The sequence below is a fragment of the Ornithinimicrobium cerasi genome, from assembly GCF_003702705.1.
Lineage (GTDB): Bacteria > Actinomycetota > Actinomycetes > Actinomycetales > Dermatophilaceae > Ornithinicoccus > Ornithinicoccus cerasi.
In genome coordinates, this window is the sequence record NZ_QZMN01000006.1 from 61097 (window position 1) to 79760 (window position 18664).

General features: G+C 74.7%; 16 protein-coding genes. 1 reads left to right on the plus strand and 15 read right to left on the minus strand.

All coding sequences use genetic code 11. The features are described 5' to 3' along the window. Positions 1–70: 70 nt before the first annotated feature. The 13 genes from D4B81_RS08335 to D4B81_RS08395 form a co-directional block, all read right to left on the minus strand. Positions 71–4750, minus strand: coding sequence for an FtsK/SpoIIIE domain-containing protein (locus tag D4B81_RS08335; protein WP_237565902.1), 4680 nt, complete (start codon positions 4748–4750; stop codon positions 71–73). 13 nt (positions 4751–4763) lie between these two features. Beyond that, the gene (locus tag D4B81_RS08340) at positions 4764–7655 is read right to left on the minus strand and encodes a LysM peptidoglycan-binding domain-containing protein (protein ID WP_122261978.1); all 2892 of its coding nucleotides are present in this window, start codon (positions 7653–7655) and stop codon (positions 4764–4766) included. A 29-nt stretch (positions 7656–7684) separates the two neighbouring features. Beyond that, complete coding sequence (locus D4B81_RS08345) at positions 7685–8656, minus strand: hypothetical protein (RefSeq protein WP_122261979.1); 972 nt, start codon at positions 8654–8656, stop codon at positions 7685–7687. A gap of 38 nt (positions 8657–8694) precedes the next feature. Further along, positions 8695–9396, minus strand: coding sequence for a hypothetical protein (locus D4B81_RS08350; protein ID WP_161965050.1), 702 nt, complete (start codon positions 9394–9396; stop codon positions 8695–8697). Between the two features lie 4 nt (positions 9397–9400). Next, positions 9401–9904 carry a TadE/TadG family type IV pilus assembly protein gene (locus D4B81_RS08355; RefSeq protein ID WP_161965051.1) on the minus strand — a complete coding sequence of 168 codons (504 nt, stop codon included), beginning with the start codon at positions 9902–9904 and terminating at the stop codon, positions 9401–9403. Beyond that, on the minus strand, positions 9901–10374 hold the full coding sequence (locus tag D4B81_RS08360; protein WP_122261982.1) for a TadE/TadG family type IV pilus assembly protein: 474 nt from the start codon (positions 10372–10374) through the stop codon (positions 9901–9903). Before D4B81_RS08360 ends, D4B81_RS08355 begins: the two co-directional genes overlap by 4 nt. Next, entirely contained in the window at positions 10371–10853 is a 483-nt protein-coding gene (locus tag D4B81_RS08365; RefSeq protein ID WP_122261983.1) for a TadE/TadG family type IV pilus assembly protein, read from the minus strand. The genes D4B81_RS08360 and D4B81_RS08365 overlap by 4 nt, the downstream gene beginning before the upstream one ends. Further along, positions 10820–11029, minus strand: a complete 210-nt coding sequence (locus tag D4B81_RS08370; RefSeq protein ID WP_097189082.1) for a hypothetical protein — start codon at positions 11027–11029, stop codon at positions 10820–10822. Before D4B81_RS08370 ends, D4B81_RS08365 begins: the two co-directional genes overlap by 34 nt. A gap of 88 nt (positions 11030–11117) precedes the next feature. Continuing rightward, positions 11118–12068 (minus strand): type II secretion system F family protein, encoded by a 951-nt coding sequence (locus D4B81_RS08375; protein WP_097189083.1) that lies wholly within the window; start codon positions 12066–12068, stop codon positions 11118–11120. A 5-nt stretch (positions 12069–12073) separates the two neighbouring features. Beyond that, positions 12074–13045, minus strand: coding sequence for a type II secretion system F family protein (locus D4B81_RS08380; RefSeq protein ID WP_122261984.1), 972 nt, complete (start codon positions 13043–13045; stop codon positions 12074–12076). A 7-nt stretch (positions 13046–13052) separates the two neighbouring features. Beyond that, positions 13053–14411 carry a TadA family conjugal transfer-associated ATPase gene (locus tag D4B81_RS08385; protein WP_237565903.1) on the minus strand — a complete coding sequence of 453 codons (1359 nt, stop codon included), beginning with the start codon at positions 14409–14411 and terminating at the stop codon, positions 13053–13055. Beyond that, a complete protein-coding gene (locus D4B81_RS08390; RefSeq protein WP_122261985.1) occupies positions 14408–15376 on the minus strand; it encodes a CpaE/TadZ family protein in 969 nt (322 codons plus the stop codon). Before D4B81_RS08390 ends, D4B81_RS08385 begins: the two co-directional genes overlap by 4 nt. A 7-nt stretch (positions 15377–15383) precedes the next feature. Further along, positions 15384–16064 carry an SAF domain-containing protein gene (locus D4B81_RS08395; protein ID WP_122261986.1) on the minus strand — a complete coding sequence of 227 codons (681 nt, stop codon included), beginning with the start codon at positions 16062–16064 and terminating at the stop codon, positions 15384–15386. 145 nt (positions 16065–16209) lie between these two features. Between D4B81_RS08395 and D4B81_RS08400 the strand changes: the two genes are divergently transcribed. Continuing rightward, the gene (locus D4B81_RS08400) at positions 16210–17040 is read left to right on the plus strand and encodes an HAD family hydrolase (RefSeq protein ID WP_122261987.1); all 831 of its coding nucleotides are present in this window, start codon (positions 16210–16212) and stop codon (positions 17038–17040) included. A gap of 167 nt (positions 17041–17207) precedes the next feature. Here the strand turns inward: D4B81_RS08400 and D4B81_RS08405 are convergent, their stop codons facing one another. Both D4B81_RS08405 and D4B81_RS08410 read right to left on the minus strand, forming a co-directional pair. Further along, entirely contained in the window at positions 17208–18221 is a 1014-nt protein-coding gene (locus D4B81_RS08405) for a hypothetical protein (RefSeq protein WP_122261988.1), read from the minus strand. Positions 18222–18324: 103 nt separating this feature from the next. Then, on the minus strand, positions 18325–18654 hold the full coding sequence (locus tag D4B81_RS08410) for a rhodanese-like domain-containing protein (RefSeq protein ID WP_122261989.1): 330 nt from the start codon (positions 18652–18654) through the stop codon (positions 18325–18327). Positions 18655–18664 lie beyond the last annotated feature (10 nt).

The window sequence follows — 18664 nt, forward strand, 5'->3', positions numbered from 1 at the left end:
CGTCCCTGGCCGATGTCTGCCACGACCCACGAGTGGCAGGGAACTGCCACGGGCGGCTGGGCGCCGTCGGTCAGCCCGGCCAGATCACCTGCACCCGGGCCGCCTGCCCGGACAGCACCAGGTAGCCACCGCCGGGGGCCATCGGCTGACCGTAGGCCGACCGGTTCAGACGTGCACCGAACAGGTCCGCGTCAGCGCTCGACTGGGGCGCCAGCATGACCCCGCTGCCCGACTTCTTCAGCACGGCTGCGGGGCCCCGGTAGTGCGCCTGCAGGTCGGCGGGGTTGCCGGCCCCGACGAGGAGGTTGTCGGTGTCCCGCATCGACTCCAGGGTGCGCACCAGGGCGTCCGCGAGCCAGCCGTCCGCCCCGACCAGCTCCGCGTCGTCGACGACCACGAGGAGCGGCGTCGGGTCGGCCACGAGCCGCGCGAGCTCGGCGGGCACCTGCGTCTGGTCGCTGGACAGGTCCCACGGCCCCCACACCCCCGGCCCCGTCAGCTCGCGCAACGGGCTGGCGCGCGGGGTGACGACCGCGACGTGCCAGCCACGACCCAGGGCCGCCGTCGCCAGCTGCCGCAGGACGGTGGACCTCCCGGTGCGTCTCGCGCCGGTGACGAGGAGGCCCGGCCCGTGGTCGACGGCGTCGAGGTGGCGCAGCCCCAGCGTGTCTCCCCCGACCGCGACGGGAAGGGAGGTGGCGGCGACCACGAGCCCCTCCGCCGCCTCCTGGGCCGCGAGCCGGTCCGCCTCGGCCGCGTCGACCCGCACCGGCAGCACGTCGACGTGGAAGGGCCGGCGGGAGCGCGGCAGGTCGGCATACCGTGCGGTGCTGGCGCGGGCGAGGGACTGCAGCGCCCGGACCTGGGCGGTGCCGGAGGGGTCGACGTCCAGGAGGGCCACCTGCGTCTCGCGCAGCCCGTCGGCCCGGAAGCCCCGCCCCTCCACCATGCTGTCCGGCACCTTCTTGGTCGGCATGCCGATCGTGCTGAAGTCGCCGGGGTCGGTCATCCGCAGCATGAGCTTGTCGTCGAGCAGGGTCGCCATCCGGCCCAGGCTCAGCGACCGGTCCCCCGTCATCACCACCCGCACACCCACCGCGGCACCCTCCTGGAGGATCTGCTGGAAGGCCACCACGAGCCGGCCACCGTCGAGCCCGTCGTAGGCCTGGAAGAACCCCTCCCACCGGTCGAAGAGGATGAGCACGTAGGGCAGGCGCTCCTCCTCGGGGACGGCGGCCCGCTGCTCGGTCACGTCGGCGAAGCCGGCCTCGGCGAGCTGCTGCTGACGGGCGCTGATCAGGTCCCTCAGGCGGCCGATCAGACGCTCCATCCGGTCGGTCTGGTCCCGTGCGACGACCGCGCCCACGTGCGGCATCGCCTGCAGGGGCAGCAGCGCGTTGTTGCCGTTGTCGATGCCGTAGACGTGCACGTCGGCCGGGGACAGATCGCGCGCGACGGCGCCGACGAGGGCCCGCAGTGCGGTCGAGCGCCCGCTGCGCGACGCCCCGACGATCGCCAGGTGGGCCCCGCGCTCGAGGTCGTAGGTCGCCACGTCACGACGCTGCTCGGCGGGCAGGTCCACCACCCCCAGCGGGAGCACGAGGCGCTCCGCGGAGGGTATGCCGTGCGGGTGCGCCGCGAGCACGTCCGCCATGGTCACCCCGTCCTCGAGGGCCGGCAGCCAGGGGCTCGGCGGGGCCTGCACCCCCGAGCTCTCGCTGGCCTCCTGGCAGGCGAGCACGAGGGCGGCGAGGTCGGTCGGCACGCTCGCGTCCTCCTCGGCGACGGCCGCGGCGGGCGGTGCCACGCCCAGCTCGCGGAACGGCATACCCCTCAAGCGCACCTGCGCGGTGCGGCCCCGGCCCCGCGCCCGACCGCCGACCCGGGACGACTGGAAGGGGATGAGGCTGGAGTGGCCGAGGCGGGCGTAGGCGCGGCCCGGGGTCGCCTTGGAGATCTCGGCGGCGTCGCGGGACTCGATGACGTCCTGCGAGTCGTTCGCGTCGGTGACGCGCAGCGCGATCCGCAGGTTGGTGTTGGACTTGATCTCGGCGCTCACCACGCCGGCGGGGCGCTGCGTCGCCAGGATGAGGTGCACCCCCAGCGAGCGGCCCCTGCGGGCGATGTCGACGAGGCCGGTGACGAAGTCCGGCAGCTCGGCGACGAGCGCCGCGAACTCGTCGATGACGATGAGCAGGCGCGGCATCGGGGCGTCGCCCGGTCCGCGCGCGGCGAGGTAGTCCTCGATGTCCTTGGCGTCGGCCGCGGCCAGCTGGTGCTCGCGCCGTCGCAGCTCGGCCCCGAGCGACTCCAGCGCGCGTCCGGTGAGGTGGCCGTCGAGGTCGGTCACCATGCCGACCGTGTGCGGCAGCCGGTTGCAGTCCTTGAAGGCCGCGCCACCCTTGTAGTCGATGAGCACGAACGTCATCTCGTCGGGGCGGTTGCGCACCGCGAGCGAGGCGATGACCGTCTGGAGGAGCTCGGACTTGCCGGACCCGGTGGTGCCGGCCACCAGGCCGTGCGGCCCGTCGCGGACCAGGTCGACGGCGAACGGCCCCTCGACCCCCTCGCCGATCACCGCCGTCGTGGTCCTCCCGACCTGGCGCCACAGGTCCTCGACCGCGGCACCGGTCGGCGGGTCGAGGCGCAGCACGTCGAGGAGGCGGCTCGCGGTCGGGATCGACGCGGCGGCGTCCTGCGCCGAGACGTCCCGGACCGGGGAGACCGCCCGGGCGACCCGCTCCGCCCACGCGGTGCTGACCAGGTCGGGACGCACCCCCTCGACCACCCAGCGCTCGGTGACCCGCACCGTCATGAGGGGCTCGTCCGCCTGGACCACCGCGGAGCACTCCTCCGGGAGGAGGCGCTCGTCCTCGTCGAGGCAGAGGAAGGTCATCTGCACGGACGGCCCGTGCTGCAGCAGCGGGATCATGCCCGGCAGCAGCCGCAGCCGACGCGAGCCGTCGAGCACGACGAGCACGGGGTCGAAGGTGCGTGCGGAGGTGGCGAACGAGGAGGACCCGGCCTGCGCGAGGCGGCGCTCCAGCTCGGCGCCCAGCTCGGCGATGCGGCGGGCGGTCGTCTCGTCGTCGACCCCGACCTGGGCCAGCTCGGGGTCGCCGTCGTCGGAACGCAGGTGCGGCAGCCAGCGGGCCCAGTGCCAGTCGGCCTCGCCGTCGGGGGCCGTGAGCAGGGTCAGGTCGAGGTCGACCGGCGAGTGGAGCACCGCCAGCTGCGCGACCACCCACCTCGCCAGCTCCCGGCGGCGCGGGCCGGCGACGCCGGTGACCCCGGCCTCGGCCAGCCCGACGGTCACCGGCACGTCGGGCGCGGTCCAGACGATGTCGCCCTCGTGCTCCTCGCGCTCCTTGGCCTTGACCGCGACCCGGGAGACCTGGTCGGCGGTGCCGAACCGGGCGACGAGCCAGTCGGGGTCGGTGCGACGGCGCTCCCACAGCCGGGCGCGCGGCCCGATCGCGGTCATCAGCACCTCGGCCGGGTCGGCGAAGTCACGACGCCGCGCGGTCCGCTCCTCGGCCAGCGCCTCCAACGCGCTCTGCTGGACCTTGCGCATGCGCAGCGTGTACTCGGCGAAGTCGGCCTTGTAGCGCTTGCGCTCCTGCGACCGGCCGGAGAACCAGTTGGCGATCGCCATCAGCGGGGTGAGGGCGATGAAGATGAGGACGTACGCGCGCTGGGTGATGAGGAACATCGCCAGCCCGGCGACGGCCGGCAGGAAGATGAACGCCCATGGGATCTGCTGGCCCAGCGGGCGCTTCGGCTCGGTCGGCAGCACGAACTCCGTCGGCCGGGCGGCGGGGAGCAGGCGCGGGGGCCGGTTGAAGTCCAGCGTCGCGCCCTGGGGGCTCGGCGAGAGGGACGCGTCCGGCGCGGTGGGCGCGACCAGCTCCAGCAGGCAGGGACCCACGGCGAGCGCCTGTCCCGCGACCCAGTCCTGCCCGGGCTGCACCTCCTCCCGGTCCAGGTGGACGAGGGGTGCCGCGTCGTCGGGGCTGCGCACCCGGGTGCCCGGCGGCAGCTCCTGGTAGGTGCTCTCCCCCGCCCGCCGCTCCCGGATCTCGGCCTCCGCGTCCAGCACGATCGGACCGGGGAGGGGACGCGAGCGCCATACCGGCTGCTGGAGTATGCCGCCCACCTCCGGTCCGGGGGTGAGCTCGACCCGGCCGTCCGGGTGGACCCGCAGGGTGAGGCACTCCTCGGGCAGCCCGATCTGCGGCAGCCGCACGGAGGCGTGGGCGGAGGTACCGACGACATGGTCGCCGGTGGTCAGGCGGACGACCAGCCCGGCCCCGGGCCCCGACGCCACCCGGACCTCGACGAGCCCGCGCGGCTCGGCCAGGAGGTCCTCGACGGGTCGGCCGAGACCGACGAGGACGCCGTGCCGCACCCGGCTGGACGCCAGCGGCTGCGCCGGGTCCAGGGGTGCGGGGCCGGCGAACAGCAGGGGGACGGGCAGGTCGACGCCTGCGTCGGCGACGTCGTCGCCGTCGCCGTCTGCGGTCAGCACACCCGTCGCCGTGGGGCTCTCACCCTCCCGGACGACCCGCAGGTGCGACCCCGCGCGCGCTGCCGGGACGGCTGGGCGGTGCGGCCCGGGGAGGTGCCGGGCGAGGGCACGGGCGAGGTCGCCGACGGTGGCGTCGTCCTCGGCGTCGACGACGAGGTCGTGCGGGTGCGGGTGGTCGGCTGCGGCGGGGCCGTCGGGCTGCGCGACGACCACCGTGATCATCAGCCGCACCCGATCACCCGAGCTCTCGTCCGTCGGGCAGGAGGTGCTCGACCAGGGCGACCGTCTCCGGCTCGAGGCCGTCGCGGTGGTGACCCAGGGCCCGGTGCAGCTCGGCGACGACCGCGCCGGCCGCGCCGGGGTCGCCCCCACCGGTCAGACGGACCAGGTCGCGCCACAGCGCCTGGGACCGGGGGACCAGCTGCAGCGCCGCGCGGAGCGTCTGCTCGGCGAGGGGGGCGTCCTGCGCCGAGGCGTGGGCGGCGGCGGCGCGTCGAGCCACTGCCGTGACGAGCACGCGCGCGTCGCGCGCCGCCTGGTGGAAGGCGAGCCAGGTGTAGCGCCCCACCGGGGTGCCCGAGAACGCCTCCCCGCGGGCGCGGGTGAGCAGGTCGGTGACCCGACGGCGGTCGTCTGCCGCGTCACCGGCCACCGCGACGAGCTCGAGCCAGTCGACGTGCACCTGCGGCGACAGCTGCCAGCGACCCTCGCGGTTGTCGAGGAGAGGGGTGCCGTCGGCGTCCGTGCCCAGCCACTGCACGGCCGCCGCCAGGGTCGCGGTGACGACGTCGTCCTCCACCCCCCGCGGCCACAGCGAGACCCGCAGGACCGCGTCGTGGACACCCTCGGGGTGCAGCGCCACGAGCGTGACGAGCTCGGTGAGCAGCTGCTCCCGGGCGGGGTTGAGCGTCCCCTGCGCGGAGACCAGGACGGGGCCGAGCAGCCCCACGGAGGCGCGCGCCGTCCCGGGCGCAGACATCGGCCGCGCGGCCGCGGCGAGGCGCCGGCCCTCGTCGGGGAGGGTACGGAGGGCACCCGCCGGGTCGAGTGCGGCGGTCGTGGAGGTGGCCTCCGCGGCGTCCGCGGCGGCGGAGCGCACCCATCCCGCGACCAGGGCCAGGTCCTCGTGCCGCAGCCGACGCGCGGTGCCGCTCACCCCGAGGACGCCCAGGTCGAGGGTGCCGCCCTGGTCGACGCCGAACCGCCACCGCGCGGCCAGGCTCTGGCCCACGCACACGGCCGCGAGGCCGGACCGCCCGCCGCCGGTGAGGTCGGTGAGCTGCTGGGCCTGCTCCGGACTGGGGTCCCCCGACAGGACGAGGACGTGCGGGCGCAGCTCGCGCCCGGAGCCGGCGAGCCGGCCGGCCAGCACGCCGTCGACGCCGAGCCCTCGCAGCAGGGCGGTCCGTCGTTCGGCGTCACGGCGGGCCCCGGCCAGCGCCTCGTCGATCGAGACGACCGTCCGGACGCGCCCGGGGGCGAGCTCGGCGAGGGCCTCGTGGCCGGCGAAGCCGACGAGCGTGACGTCGACGGAGTCCGACCACGGGTGGGTGACGAGGTCGACGACCATCGAGAGGACGACCTCGCGGGCGACCTCCGCGGATCCGCCCACGCTGACCAGCCCGGGAGCGTGCTCGAGGTCGACGAGCACGTCGTAGCCGTGCGTGCGCGCGAGCGCCACCAGCCCCGGCCAGGGTGCGCCCCCGGTCGGCTGCTGGCCGACGAGGTCGCCCGAGGAGACCGACCAGACGCGGCCCCCCTCGGTGGCGCGCCACGGGGCGGGAGGCAGGCCGGGGTCGTCCACCACGGCGAGGTGGACGATCACCTGGTCGTCGTCCAGGTAGACCACGGCGGCGTCGGGCAGCGGGAGGGCCTGCTGCCGCCGGCCGGCCGCGAGGTGGCGCAGCGCGCGGTCGAGCAGGTCGGCCCGCCCCGGGTCGCCGGCGAGGCGCAGCGCCTGCTCCTCCGCACCGGGGGTGCCGTACGGTCCGCGGCGGCTGCCCAGGGCCAGGGCCAGGCCGGCCAGCACCATCCCGCCCCCGAGCGCGAGCTCGCCGAGGTCGACCGAGGACCCGGTGGGCGGGGCGACGTCCCGGGACGCCGCGTCGGAGGCCTCCGCAGCGCCCGCGCCATCGACGGCGGCACCGCCCTGCAGGTGCCCCGCGCGGACGCCGTCGGTCCTCGCAGCACCCGCCTCGGCGACGCCCACCCGGCCACCACCGGCGAGCGCGTCCGTGGCGACCTCGGTCGTGGACCGGGTCAGCGGCGTGTGGGTGCGGACCGAGGCGATGTCGGGGCCGGTCGCGTCCGCGGGCATGACGAGCTGCCAGCCGGGCTGGATGAGGTCGGCGTCGATCAGACGCCGACCGTCGGGCTGCACCCGGTCCTTGTTCAGCTCGAAGATCTCCTTGTAGCGGAACGGGTCGCCGAGGGTGCGGTCGGCGATGTCCCAGAGGGTGTCGTGGTGACGGCCCGAGGGCGGGTTCACCTCGTAGAACTTCGTCACGGTCGGCTGCTGCCGCTCGGCGGTGGCCGCAGCCGCGGCACCCGCCGTCAGCGCCTCCACGCCGTCGGCCGCACGCGCGACCGGGCCGGCGTCGGCCCCGTCGGCCAGGGCCGGGCCACCGGAGTGCGCTGCCGCGCCGGCGTCGGTGCTGACGACCGCGGCCCCCGGGACACCCTCCTGACCGGGGGCGTGCCCGGTCATCGTGGCGGACCCGGCCAGCAGCAGGACGCCGGCGACCAGGCGCCGGGCCAGCAGCTGGGAGCCCCCGCCGGCGGGGACGAGGCCGGGCATCCGCCCGGCCCGGGCCGCGCGGAGCTCGGTGAGCAGGCAGAGGACGAAGTGCGCCCAGACCACCCACACCAGCACCGCGAAGATCGAGATGAGCGCGTCCGCGGTGATCGGCGCGGTCAGCCAGCTCCGGTCCGGCAGCGACGAGGGCAGCGGGTTCCCCACGAGGGAGACGAGGGCAGCTGGCACGCCGACCACCAGCAGCAGCAGGCCGAGGGCGGCCAGCAGCCCGCGCCCGACCGACCGGCCCTCGCCCGCGGGGCGGGGGAGGTGGTCGGCGGCGGTCCGTGGCCGGTAGCCCGGCGTCGGTCGGTGCGGTGCGGTGGTGCTCATCGTGTTCTCCCCCGGGGGTGGTCGTCGGGTCAGGGCTGGACGAGCGCCTGGACCTCGTTGACCGGGATCATGGCGCTGCCGGCCTTGGTGAAGCTGTGGAAGGGTTGCCACGCCCCGCCGATGAGGACGTCCACCTGCCACCTCACGTGGACCTCGGCGGCGTAGTAGTCGTCGGCGCGGGTGAGGCTGGACCTCTTGTAGAGGTGCCAGCACGCCTCGCGCAGGGTCTGCGGGGTGTCCTCCGGCCCGGCCTGGACACCGGTGCCGCTGCACCGGACCACCGGGCCCGGGCGACCCTCCGGGTAGACGAGCATCTCGGTGATCTTCCCCCGCATCGCCACCCCGGGCACGCTCATGTCGACGTGCATCTCGTCCTCGCCGTAGCTGTGGAACGAGACGTCCTCGTTGACGAGGGGCACGGGGTTGGGTGACGCGACCAGGACCGGGTCCGGCACGTTGCCGCGTGAGACGAACCGGTCGACGAACGCCTGCTGGTTGGGCGTCAGGAAGACCAGGTCGGGGTCGGCGTCGTCGAAGGGCCAGATGCCGATCGAGAAGTAGAGGCCGCCCGGCTCGACCGCGAAGGTCTCCGGGTCGATGCCGCGCAGGCAACGGTGCCAGTACCAGCTGCGGCCGTCCCCGTTGACGAGGTTGGTGTCGCGCAGCTCCTCCTCGGTGAGCCGCTCGTCCCAGCAGTCGGGGAGCGGGTCGCCCTGCAGGACCTCCTGGATCGAGGGCCCGTCGAGGCCGTTGGCCTGGACGCAGACGCCGCCGAGGGAGTTGGGCGAGGCGATGAAGGAGCAGGCCGAGCCGTTGCCCGTCCCGATCGTCTTGATCTTCACCTGACCTCCCGCGCCCCAGGTGATCCCCTCGCCGGGCCGCTTGGGCGGGTCGATCGGCGCGCCCTGGGCGGGCGCGGCCAGCGCGAACGCCACGCCGAGGGCCAGGGCCGCAGCCCCCAGCCGGCGCAGCAGCGGGCGCGCCGCACGTGCCTGCGTCATCGTCGTGTCCCTCCCGGAGCCGGTCGTCCTGGCCAACGTCACCACGTGGTGCCCTCCACGTCAACCGCGGAGCAGTCGTAGGCCCCGGCCCACATGGCCTGGACGAGCCAGGCCCCCTCCTGCTCCGGGTGCGCGCTGAGAGCGTACTCGATGGGGGTGACGGTGCTGCCCGTCACGCCCTCCGGACCCATCGCGAAGCCCTCGGAGACGAGGCAGCCCTGCACCGAGCCGGACCCGTCCTCCAGCTCGGTCACGTCGATGACGGAGAAGGGCAGCGGCCCGGGGTACTGCTTCCCGAACTCCTCCCCGAGCACCGCCATCAAGGCGTCGTAACCCTCGGGGTCCAGCGTCTCCAGCCAGTCGGGGCTCTGCGGGTCGCCCGCCGTCGCCGCCCGGGCGAACTCCTCGTTGAAGGTGCGCACGGCCACCACCCGGGGGTCGTCGGCGAAGACCTCGTCCCCGTCGGTGCGGGGGATCATGCCGGGCTCCTCGGTGAACGTCGCCCAGGTCCCGGGGTCCGACGCCCCGGCCGCAGCACCCTCCTCGTCCTCCTCGCCGCCGGCTGAGTCGTCGGCCGTCTCCGCCTCGGCCGTCTCCCCGGACGGGGCCGTCGGGGTGGGCGTGGCGGTGGACAGCTGCACCGGGGTGGGGGCGGCCGGGTCGGCCGGCGACCCCTCCTCGGCGCCGCCGCAGGCGGTGAGGAGCAGGCCCAGCGGGAGCGCGAGGGCGAGGAGCCGCACGGGCTCAGGGAAGCGTCGGGACGGGCGCAACGAGGTCTCCTTCGACGGGTTCGGCGCGGCCCTCGCCGGCCGCGGTGAGCGTGCGGACCCCGACCATGCCGAGGAGGGTGGCGGGGATGGTGGTCTGCACCTGCACCACGACGACGAGGGGCCGCGGCGGGCCGTCCGGTGCGGCAGTGATGTCGACGAGCTCGCAGCGCGTCACGTAGCCACGGCCCAGCACCGTCGAGCAGTAGTCGGCCACGTTGGCGCGGGCCTCGTCCCGGTCGAGCTGGAGCGGCTGCTCGTTGCGCACCGCCTGCGCACCCGCCCGCGCGGCCTCCTCCGCGAACGCCACGGCCTGGCTGCGGGCGTTCAGCTGCCGGGAGGCGTCGATGACCAGGCCCGCGATCATCAGCATCGCCAGGGCCATGACCGGCACCACGGGCAGGATGGAGCCGCGCTCACCGTGACCCCGCAGGGACGAGAGGCAACGCACCAGCCGGTCCACCGGGTGAGGACGCGTCACGGTGCCCCGCCCTCGATGCCCCGGTGCAGGTCGATGACGCTGGAGAAGCTGGACCGGGGCGTCATCGTGCCGGGGGCGCCGGGCAGGCCGATGTCGGAGAGGCTGTAGCTGCAGCTCGCCTCCACGGTCAGCGTCTCCCCCGGCTCGAACCGCCCGTCGAGGCGCAGCGCGACGCTGTCGCCGCAGCCGTCGACCGCGGCGGTGTTCTCGCGGAGCACGGCGAGCGCGTCAGCACGGGCCTCGTCCAGGGACCGGGCCTGGGTGGCGACGCGGGCGGCGTCCCGGGCCCCGGCCTCGAGGTGGCCGTTGGCCCACGCCACCCGCCCGTAGGTCCAGGTCAGCGCCAGCAGCAGCAGCACGATGGGGGCCGCGAACGCGAACTCGAGCGCGATGCTCCCCCGCTCCGGGCGGCATGACCTGGGGGTATGCCGTGCGCGCTCCGGTCGGCGTCCGGGCGCCTCGACCCTCACGGGAGCTCCTCGGGTTCCAGGAAGCGCTCGACCGAGCCCGAGGCGTCGGCCGAGGCGGTGAGCCGCAGCCCCGGGATCAGCGTGATGACCCGACCGGTGACGGTGACCGTCACCCGGGCCGTGCCGTCGCCCCGCTCGTCGTAGGAGCTGGTCACCTCGGGGGCCACCAGCCCGGCCCCGCCGACGTTGGCCGCGAACCGCTCGGTGCGCGCGTGCGCGTCACCCCGCAGGGCGGCATACGCGCCGGCGTCCTCGGCCAGGCGCAGGTGCGAGACCCCCTCGCGCGCGGCGTGGGTGGCGGCGGCCCGGCCGTAGAAGAAGAACCCGGCCTGCAGGCTGAAGAAGATCAGCGCCAGCAGGGACGGGGCGACGATCGCCAGCTCCAGCGCGGCCGTGCCGCGCTCGGAGGCTCCACGCAGCGCCCGCCGGTGGCGGGCGGGCGACATCAGCAGGTGCCGCCGGCCGCGACGTTGCCGCACTGCTGCACCTGCGCGGCGCGGGTCTGGATGACGTTGAAGACGGCGGCGCCGATCAGCGCTGCCGCGACCACGACGACGGCGGCGATGAGCGCCCACTCCAGGGCCGACGCCCCGCGCTCCTTGTCCGCCAGCAGCTGCTCGTGGGCACGGCGCACGGACTTCTTCATGGACTTCATCACGGATGGTTCCCCTCGATGTGTGTCGGCGCCCCGCTGCAGAGCGCGGCGCAAGCTTCCCGCGGACGATGGTGCCATAACGATCGGGTCACGTTCCACCCGGACCGAGTGCCTGCTCGCCCATCAGCGCCACCAGGGCGGGGTAGGCGAGGTAGACGAGGAAGGCCACCACGAGCAGCATCTGGGCGATGAGCATGGACTGCGAGCGCTCACCCTCGTCGCCCTCGGCCTCCGAGAGCTGCTTGCGCCGCATGGTCGTCGCGCGCGCCGAGAGGGACTGCCGGATCTTCGCGCCGTCGTCCGCGGCGAGGACCAGGGTCCCGGCCAGGCTCTCGAGCTCCTCGAGGCCGATGTCCTTGCCCAGGCGACCCAGCGCCTCCCAGGGCGTCGTCCCGAAGAGGCGCGCGTTGGCCAGGGTCTGGCGGATCCGGACCACGGACCAGTGGTCGCTCACCGAGGAGGCGGCGAGGAGCGCCTCGGGCAGGCCGCGCCCGCCAGCGAGGTTCATCGCGACGAGGTCGAGGAAGATGCCAACGGTGCGGCGGAACTCCCGGCGGCGGGCCTCGGCCTCGCTGCGCAGCGACAGGTCCGGGAGGAAGAAGCCGAGCACGGCGAGCACGAGGGCGAGGGCCAGCGGCACCGTGGGGCCGATATCGAGGCCGCCCAGCCGCAGCGCCCCCCACACCAGGGGGGCGGTGACCAGCATGATCAGCGCGCCGACGACCTTGGTCGCCAGCATCGCGCCGACGCTGCGGTTGAGGATCGCCAGGTCGGCCCGCTGCCGGTTCAGCTCCCAGCCACGCTGGGCGGCGAGCACCTCCATCCGGTCGGCGAGGGCGGTCATCAGGCCACGCCCCCGCGAGCTCATGTTGGTGAACGAGCTGTCGTACTCCGACAGCGTCCGGGTCTGCATCGAGCGCGAGCCGGCGTCGATCCGGGCGACCAGGGAGGCGACGCCGGGCCGGGGGCGCAGGAGCGCGCGGACGACGAGCCACAGCCCCAGGCCGACGAGTCCGCCGCTGAGCATCGGCCACAGCATGGCGCTCACCGGGCCACCCCCCCGGCCCTGTCGGCCCCCGCGGCGCGCTCGGCTCGCTGGGCCCGGTCCGCCAGCTCGCGCCGCGTCTCCTCGATCGCCGCCTCCCGGTCCCGCTCGCGGGAGCGCCGGTCGACGACGAGGAAGCGGTTGAGCTTCTGCGGCTCCGAGAGGCGCCGCATCCAGAGCAGGCCACCGGCGAAGAGCAGCGCGACGACCACGAGCACGGCCTGGCCGAGCAGCGTCGTGTAGGGCTGCACGTAGACCTGGTTGAACAGCGCCAGGCCCCCCATCACCGAGAGCACGATGACGACGATGATCTTCACCGACCGCCGGATGGAGCGCCGGCTCGCCGAGATGCGCCGGCGCATGTCGAGCTCCTCGCGGGTGGACTGGGCCAGGGCGCCCAGCACGTCCCGCAGGCCGGGGCCGCGGAGCCGGGCGTTGAGGACCAGCGCCGCGCAGATGACGTCGGCGGAGGGGTCGTCGAGGTCCTCCGCGAAGGCGATGAGGGCGTCCGGCAGCGGCTCCCGGATCCGGAGGCGGTCGACGAGCAGGTTGAGCGAGGAGCGGATCGCCGGGTTGGCGTTGACCGCGGTGGCCGGGATCGCCTGCTCCAGGCCGACAGCCCCGGCGATGGTGTCCCGCAACGACTCCGTCCACGTGGCGAGCGCCTCGAGCTTGGTGATGCCCTGGGTCTCACCCCTGGCATCCCCGGTGATCTGGTCCCACAGCCCCGCGAGCAGGCCGATGCCGACCGCCGCCACCACCCACCGGGTCAGGAGCAGCGTGAGCAGCCCGGCACCGAGTCCGACGAGGAGCCTGGTGCTGACCCCGCGCAGGGTGAGGTTGCTGAACCGCCGGGGGGTGCCCGGGTCCCGCTCGGGCAGCCCGACGACGGCCAGGACGGCGACGTAGAGGCCGAGACCGACGAGAGCCCCGGTGGCCATCGGGAGGAGGAGCGAGGTGAGCTGCGTCATACCCCGGTCAGTCCCAGCGTGAGATCGGGGTGGGCGTGTAGCCGTGCGGCACGAGGTCGTCGATGCACTCGATCGGCGCCTTGGCCCGCGCGAACCCGTCCGGGCCGGCGGCGAAGACCTCCGAGGACAGCACGCGGCCGTCGATGCCGGTGACCTCGCGGATCGACTGCACCCCGCGGGCGAGCCCCCCACCGGTGGCGTGGTCGTTCTTCTTGCGCATGAAGACGACGAAGTTGATCGAGCCGGCGATGAGCATGTGCGTCGCCTCGACCGGGAGGTTCTCCTCGGCCTGCAGCGCGTAGGTCGCGATGCGGTTGAAGACCTCCATCGAGGAGTTGGCGTGGATCGTGGACAGCGATCCGTCGTTGCCCTGGCTCATCGCGTTGAGCATCGTGACGATCTCGTCACCGAGGACCTCGCCGACGATGACGCGCGAGGGGTTCATCCGCAGGCTGCGGCGGACCAGCTCGGCCATCGTCACCGCGCCCATCCCCTCGGAGTTGGGCAGGCGCTCCTCGAACGCGACGACGTTGGGATGCTGGTCCTCGAACTTGTCCAGCCCCAGCTCCAACGCCCGCTCGACGGTGACGAGGCGCTCCTCCGGCGGGATCTCCGCAGCCAGCGCACGCAGCATCGTCGTCTTGCCCGAGTTGGTGGCGCCCGCGATCATGATGTTCTTGCGCGCCGCCACCGCCGCCTTGAGGAAGCGCATGACGTCCTCGGTGAAGGTGTTGGTCGCCAGCAGGTCCTCGAGGCGCACCTCGCCCAGGCGGGCGCGGCGGATCGAGAGGCTGGGCCGCTGGCACACGCCCATCACGGCCGAGAGCCGCGACCCGTCGGGCAGGCGCAGGTCCAGCTGCGGGTTGGCCGAGTCGAAGGGGCGGGAGGTGAGGCCGACGTTGGCGGCGAGGATCTGGATCAGCTCGATGAGCTCCTCGTCGCTGTCCGCGACGGGCGGCGCGAGCTCCTCGTGGCCGTCCGCGTAGCCCACGAACACCCGGTCGCAGCCGTTGATGTCGATGTTCTCGACCTCACGGTCCTCCAGCAGGGGCTGCAGTCGACCCACGCCGAACAGCGCGGCGTGGATGGCCGCCGCGATCCGCTCCTCCTGCTCGGCCGTCGGCGGGACGAGGCCCTCGCTGATCTGCAGGGTGGCGTGGTCCTCGAGGACCTGGACGATGAGGGAACGGGCGAAGTGCCGCTCGTCCTCGCTCGTCATCGGGGAGCGCCCCGCGACCTCGTCGCGGCGGCGCTGCTGGTTGAGGCGGTCCGCGACCTGGGCGCGCAGGGTGCGGACCAGGGTGTTGGTGGCCGCCATCTCGGCGGGCGTGCCGGCGGGCAGCACGCTGGGTGTGGGCAGGCTCACCGCCGCCACCTCCTCTTCCTCGGCGGGGTCGAGTCGGCGGAGCGGCCCGGACCGCCGTCCTCGGGTATGCCGTCCTCGTGCCGCTCAGGCGCGCCACCCGAGCGGGCGGCCGACCTGGCGTCGCGGCGGGTGGTGAAGGACGTCGCGGGCTCGGGACGGCGGTCGGGCTCCGGCTGGCGCTCGGGCTCGGGGTCGGGCTGGATCACCGGGCCGACGGCGGCGACCAGCCGCTGGACGAGCGAGCCGCCCGAGCGGACGAGCATGGTCCGCTCGGGGCGGGCGACCGGGTCGCCGTGGAACAACCGCTCGGCGCGGGCGTCGAGGGCCACCTGGCCGAGGTCGAGGACGTCGGGCAGGTCGCCGCGCACGGTCGCGACGGCCGAGCTGGCCTCCCCCTGGTGCTGGACGTCCTCGACGCAGACGAGGCCGAGGCGCGGCGCGTCGGGGCCGAGCACCCGGAACGTGTCGTGGAGGGCCGCGACCCGCTGCCGCATGTGCATGACGCTGGCCGGGTTCGGCCGCACCACGCCGACGGCCAGGTCGCCGCGCTGGACCAGGCCGAGCTGGCCGGCGCGCAGCGACAGCGCGCCCGCGTCCACGATCACGTCATACCCGGGGAGCTCGCGGAAGGAGCGGGCCAGGGTCGGCCAGAGCGACCCCGCCGCGTCGGACTGCTCGGGCGACTCGAGGCCGACGAGGATCCGCTGGCCGCCGGTGACGACCTGGCTGTGGTCGAGGACCACCCCCGGCGCCAGTCCGTGCCGCGCGAGCGGGAGCAGGGTGAGCAGGCCGGGGTGCTGGGTCAGGGCGGTGCCCGACTCGTTCGGGAGGCGCATCTGCAGGTCGCCCCCCGCGCCGTCGGCGTCGACGAGCAGCGTCGGGCGGGGCCAGAGAGCCGCGACGAGCATCGCGGTGCTCGTCACGCCCGGGGCGCCCTTGGCGCTGAAGAAGCTGATCAGTGCCACGACGACCTCACTCGGTGCGCCAGTCGACCACCGGCGCCGTGTCGGCCGGCAGCACGGCGAGCGCAGCCGACCCGCTCGAGCTGGCCGCGATGACCGCGGGGGCGTCGGCCTCGGGGACGAGGAGGGTGACGTGCACGCTGTCGCTCGTCGTGCTGGCCGCGCCCACCGAGACGACCTTGGCCGCCGTCACCAGCTCCTCGGTCTCCCCCGTCTCACCGACCGCGGCCGCCGGGGGGACCTGGAAGACGCGGACGATGTCGTTGACGCGGAAGACGTCGGCCGGACGACCCGGGAGCGGGACCAGCACGCCGACCTGGGTCGACCCGGCGGGAGCCATCGTGCTCGCGGTGAACATCTGCGGGGCCAGGACGGAGTTGGCCGGGATGTGGGTCAGGGCGGAGGCGCCGACGAAGTTGTCGATCGCGGTGGCGCCGATGAGCTGGGTCTCGCCGTCGTCCCAGGCCATCTCGACGACCCGGAGGTCCTCACGGGTCAGGACCTCACCCTGCTCGATCGGACCGGCCGCCATGAGCACCTCGGTGCGCTCCCCCGTCCGGTAGACGAGGAGCGCGCTGCCGAGCGCCCCCAGCAGGACGAGGAGCAGCGCGAGCGCGGCGAGCGCGGGCCGTCGGTCGCGGGACCGGGCGGGCAGACGGGTGGGCGCGGCGGAACGCGCGGACGTACTCATGGTGATGTGGTCTCCCCCTCCGGACGCCCGGAGCACTCCTCGAGAATCAGGGCGGACGTCACAGTACCCGGTCGGGGCGACCTCCCGGAAACCGGCACGATCGGCACGTCTGGGGGTCTCTAGGGTGCGGGCTAGACTCACGCAGATGGGTGCAGAGGGTCTGAGCGGGGCGTCGGTGGGTGCCCGGGTGGTGGTGCGCCACCTCATCGAGGACGGCGCCCGGGCCACCGACCTGCTCGGCGAGCTCGCCCACCGCGACGCCGAGACCATCACCGTGCGGACGCGGCGTGGTCCGGTGACCGTGGCCCTCGAGGACGTCGTCGTCGCCAAGGTGGTGCCGGCGGTGACGGGGCGTGGCTGGCGGGTCGCCGCTTTCCTGCGCCGGGCAGGGGTGGCCGTCCTGGACCTGGACGGCGTGCTGCGCACCTTCGACACCGACGGGGAGCTCGGGCGCGCGGGGCAGGCGCTGGGGATGGGCCCCGGGGAGCTCCTGGAGCTCGCGTTCGCGCTGCCCGAGGCGCGAGCCATGGTCGTCGGGCGCGCGTGCCACGCCGACTGGATGGCGGCGGTGCGCCGGCGCTTGCTCGAGGCCCATCCGGGCGAGGCGGTCGAGCACCTGGTCGCCACCTGGTTGGCCGACCACGGCACGCCGGTCGCCGCGACGGTGGGTCTTGTCGACGAGCTGCTGGACGCCGGGACCCCCGTCTTCGTGTTCACCAACGGCACCGACCGGGTGCCCGAGGAACTGGTCCGCATGGGGCTGGAGCGGCTGGTGCCCACCTTGCTCAACGCCCACGACCTCGGCTCCGCCAAGCCCGACCCCGAGGCGTATGCCGCCGCGCACGCCGAGATCGAGCGGCACCTGGCGCGGGTGGTCGGGCGCGCGGAGGTGCACTTCACCGACGACCGGCCGGACAACGTCGACGCCGCCCGGGCCTTCGGCTGGCAGGCGCGCGTCTTCACTCCGGAGCGCTGACCTTCTCGGCCGCCGGCCGTCACGCACCGGTGGTGGCCTGCGGACGCTTGCCGTCGACGTCCGCGGCGAGTTGTGGCCCCTGGAGGGGCCACGAACCGCCGCACTTGCCTGACGGAGCCGACGTCGGCAGCCCTGTTCGCGGGCGGTACTGCCGTCAACGTCTGCCCTCAGCCGCCGGCCGCGGTGGCCGGAGGCCCCTGCAGGCGGGGGTCGCGAGCCAGCGCGCAGCTCGGGGAGCAGGCCCGCGGATGTCCCGTCCAGCCACGGGCGCGTTGCACCACGGCGACGTCCGCAGCCAGCTCGCAGGGGGTGACCACCACGTCAACCCAGCAGGCCCGAAGCGTGATCCGACCTTCACCGGCGTTGCGACGGTCCCGGGATCGGTCGTCCCGGAACTTCCCGCGGTGGTAGAGCTCACCGTCGATCTCCATCCCGATCCCGCGCTCCTCATCGAGGAAGTCCAGCCGTCGAACGCGACGACGGGCAGCTGAGTGCGTGCCGTCCAGGGGGGCCTGAGGCGTCATGGGTGGCAGGCCGTGCGGGCGCTCGACCGCCGTGACGTAGCGCCACTCCGCACCGCTCTCGAGCCCGAGCTCGGCGGCCTCAAGGACGGCGTCGAGCTCCTGCCGACGCGGGTGGCGGGGGTGGTGAGCCAGCTCCGCGCGCAGGGCGGCCGGTGTCGACCGTCGCGGGGCGCACGCCCTGGCCAGCAGACCGACGACGTCGTCGACGTCCCAGGTGACCAGAGCTGCGACATCCAGGACCGTCTGGTGCAACCCCATGACCGGGATCCCCTGCGACCTGGCGGTCGTCAGTCGCCGGCGCCGGCGGACCCTGACCCCCGGCAGCCTCGTCAGCACCTGGCGGTCCACCGGGACGGCGACCGTGAGGAAGGACGGCTCCCGGGTGCTGAGCCCCCAGAGCACGAGGGCGCACTCGCCGCTGGCCACCGCACCGCGCCCGGCTGCCAGGACAGCGGCCGCCATCCGCTCCCGCCAGGTGAGTGGTCCCGCGTGGGTCACCAGGACCCCGCGGAAGGGCCGCTGCCAGCGACCGCGGGCCACAGCCACGCGGAGCTCCTTGGCGCTGTGCCCCGCAGCCAGTGCCTGCTGACGCGTCATCACCCTCCGCATGAGCAGGACCGTGCCACGGACGCGGGAGCCCAGGTCGCGGTCATCCACAGGTCCGGACGGCAGTGCGGCGGTTCATGGCCCCCAGGGGGGCCACGATCCGCCGCAGAGATCGAGGCACGCCAGCCGGCGGGGGCAGCGGGGCGTGAATCACTCAGACGACGTGCGGCTCCCCGCCGGTCTCGCTGGTCATGGCCTTGCCGGAGGCGTGCCAGGCCTTCATCCCACCCTCGACGTTCACCACGTCGAACCCCTGCTGCACCAACCACTGCACGGCGCGGCCGGAACGTCCGCCGCTGCGGCACACGATGGGCAGCGACTCGTCGGTGGCGGGCAGCTCGTCCAGGCGCGCGGGGATGTCCCCGAGCGGCAGGTGGACGGCACCGGGGGCGTGGCCGGCTATCCACTCGTCGTGCTCGCGGACGTCGATGACGAGGGCGTCGTCGGGCAGGTCGGTCGGGAGCACCGTGGGGATCTCGCTCATACGCCCCATC